General features: G+C 59.4%; 3 protein-coding genes. 2 read left to right on the forward strand and 1 reads right to left on the reverse strand.

Translation table 11 applies throughout. From position 1 onward, the window contains the following. Both VD811_00695 and VD811_00700 read left to right on the forward strand, forming a co-directional pair. Positions 1-391, forward strand: a 391-nt coding sequence (locus tag VD811_00695; protein ID HXV19488.1) for a cytochrome b/b6 domain-containing protein, incomplete at its 5' end; no start/stop codon positions are given. A 183-nt stretch (positions 392-574) separates the two neighbouring features. Continuing rightward, positions 575-1906, forward strand: coding sequence for a hypothetical protein (locus tag VD811_00700; protein HXV19489.1), 1332 nt, complete (start codon positions 575-577; stop codon positions 1904-1906). Positions 1907-2005: 99 nt separating this feature from the next. Here the strand turns inward: VD811_00700 and VD811_00705 are convergent, their stop codons facing one another. Further along, the gene (locus VD811_00705; protein ID HXV19490.1) at positions 2006-2566 is read right to left on the reverse strand and encodes an outer membrane beta-barrel protein; all 561 of its coding nucleotides are present in this window, start codon (positions 2564-2566) and stop codon (positions 2006-2008) included. Between the last annotated feature and the right edge of the window lie 348 nt (positions 2567-2914).

The following is a 2914-nucleotide window of genomic DNA, read 5'->3' on the forward strand; positions in this document are numbered from 1 at the left end:
GATGCAGAAATCGGCCTACCTGGTGATCATGATGGTGCTGGTGCCGCTGGTGATTTTGAGCGGGCTCATGCTGATGAACGTCGGCCCGATGCGCGCCCTGGCGGTGCTCGTCGGCGGCATCAAGCTGGTCGCCTCGGTGCATTTCCTGCTGGCCTGCTCGCTGTGCGCCTTCCTCTTCACCCACGTCTACCTGGCCACTCTCGGCAGCTCGCCGCTGGCGTACTTCAAGCCGATGCTCACCGGCTGGGAAGAGGTCAAGCACGACCACGACGAGCAGGAACGCATATTTTCGTGTCTGCACCCTTGCAAAATAAAACGCGCTGCGGGACGAAAATCCGCAGCGCGTTTTCGCTGCACCCCACTGAATCGCGGCCCTGTCCACAGCCCCTAAGCGTTGCCCTTGACAGTGGGGCAGGAACCGGTGTAAAAATTCAAAAGTCGTTTTGAGGGCGACGGTTGTGTCATTCGCCTCAAGACAGGCTCCTGTCATCGATCTCCCGGTCTGGCTGTTTGATGGATTGACGGCCCATGGCATTCCCCCTCATTTAACAGCAATTGACAGGGCCGATCTGTTTTGAACAAGCTACTTCGCTTCCGTTATTGTATTCCCCTCGCCGTTTGGGATGTTTGCTCCACCTTGTTTTCTCCTGCCGCCTGGGGCCGCCTGTGCCATAAGCCGGGTGCGTCTTTGCGTATTCCTGAAGATTTCTTCGGCATCAATGTCGCTACTTCTGAAGACGAGCATTGCGATGAATACGTCATTGCCCGTCTGCAGGAACTGGGCATTAATAATGTGCGCCTGGCTTTCAGCTATGGCAGCGTCGATGGTCCTGCTGCAAGGTTTCTGGAGAAGCTGCTCGATAACCATTTCAGGGTTTCCCTGGTGGTGCTGCCACCGATGGACGCGGCCAGGAGGTTGCTGACGGACAGCAGCGTGCAGGAGCAATGGCGGCGCTTCCTGGTCGAGGTGTTCGACCGCTACGCGCAGCGCGTAGAGGTCTTTGAAATCGGCAGCACCCCCAACCGGAAGAAATGGACCGGTTTCAGCCCGCGCAGATACTTGCAGGCCTGGGAGATAGCCTGCGATGCGGCGAAAAATTATCCCGTTTCCCTGGCCGGCCCGAATGTTCAAGACTTTGAACCGACTTATAACGCCGCGTTCTTGTCCGCCATGCGGCGCATATCCCGCGTCCCCGAAGTCCATACCGACAATTTATTCGTCGAGCGGGTCGTCGAGCCGGAGGCTTACGACCATCGGGTGCTGGGAAAGTGGGCGACCAATCTGCTCAAGCTCAATCTGGCCAAGAAAGCGCGCCTTTTGCAATACGTGGGGGAGAGGGCCGGCTGCAAGCGTACCGTCTCGACGTGCAACTTCTGGACGACCAAACGCCTCAGTCGGCGATCTGCCTATCCGCAAGACAAGAAGGTGGACTACCTCGCGCGCTACCTGGTGCTGGCCGCTACCAGCGGGGCACTGAGTCGGGTGTACTGGGGGCCGCTGATCTGCGGGCGCGATGGCCTGATCGATGACCGTGCTGCCGGCTATCCCGAAGTCGACCATTCCTCGTTCTATGGAAGCGTGCGTGGGAATGTCGACGATTTTATCGTCACTCCCGCTTTCTTTGCCCTCGGCTATGTCGCTCAGCGCCTGCGCAACGCCTACTGCGATAATGCGGCGCATGCGGTCCATGGGCTCAGTCATTTTGCCTTTACCGGGTCCGACAATGAAATGTTTCACGTCTGTTGGTGCCGGGACGGGAAGGTGGTCGAGCTGACGGACGTCTTCAGCGCTGAACAGCTGTCAGGCGCCGTCTTTACCGATGCCTGTGGCAAAATCGTCAATTCGCCCGCCGCTATCAATGAACGGCCGCTGTTCATCGACTTTCCGCGGCGGACCAGGCAGTAATGGCAGAACCGCCCAGTTGAAAGGCGTGATCGCATTTTCATAGAAAAAGCCCCCGGAAGTGTCCTCCCGGGGGCTTCGTTTTTGTGCCTGGGGTAATTCTCAGAACTTGTATCTCACCCCGAAGTTGAGGAACCCGCCGCCGACATCGTCGGTGACCAGGTCACCACGCAGTTCGGCAAAGAGGGCGAGCTGCTGCTGGAGGTTGAGGGCGCCGCCGGCGAGGAGGTGGACACCGAATTCGAGCTCGCTATCGTCGTCGCCAGGCGCGTCGAGCATGGCGTAGTACAGGCCGGGACCGCCGCCGCCGTAGATCTCGAAGAGGGTGTCCGGGATGGGTTGGTTATAGATGAAGGAGACGGTGAGGGGGATGACGGTGAGCTCGATGTCGCCGAAGAAGCGGAAATCGCGCTCGGCGTGGTAGATCCCGATGCCGAACTCGGTGGTCACATTGGCGATCGCGGGGTTCGCTTTCACGGTCTCGGTCAGAATATCCGAGAGGTTGAAGCCGTAGGAGACGCCGAGGTTGTAGCCGTTGTCGAACCCGCCTTCGTCGGGGAAGTAGAACCCGGCCCGGCCGCTGATGAACTCTGCCGCCTGGACGGGAAGGGCCGCCGCCAGGGAAAGGGTGAATAGGGCCAGGACTGCTGCCAGTTTTTTCATTGCACATCTCCTCCTTCGGAAAAATTCCGGATAAGCCCGGATGATCGGTTCAGCAGCTAGGGATTGTTGCCGGTGCCGGGCGCCGGGCAAGGAAGCACCTGGCGTCTGCCGTGACAATCTTTGTCCCTCCGGACGGTTCTTTTGCCGGCAGCCTGGCGGCCTCTCGGTGTGAAAACCCCGGGAGGGTGGCCCCGGGGTGCGTATTCTTCGATGAAACCGATGCCACCGCAGGGTGTGCCGCTGAAACCTCGGAGGATAGCTGCAAAAAGGTTGCCAGCAACGTCACTTGTTCCGCAGCATCTCGGCCACCGCCCGATCGATGAAGAAGACCCCGCTCCCTTTCTCGCC

The sequence above is a fragment of the Desulfuromonadales bacterium genome (assembly GCA_035620395.1).
Lineage (GTDB): Bacteria > Desulfobacterota > Desulfuromonadia > Desulfuromonadales > DASPGW01 > DASPGW01.

What these genes read in the sequence shown, in the direction of transcription:
- VD811_00705 (HXV19490.1), bottom strand. Translation starts at nt 2,566, where the DNA reads ATGAAAAAACTGGCAGCAGTCCTGGCCCTATTCACCCTTTCCCTGGCG.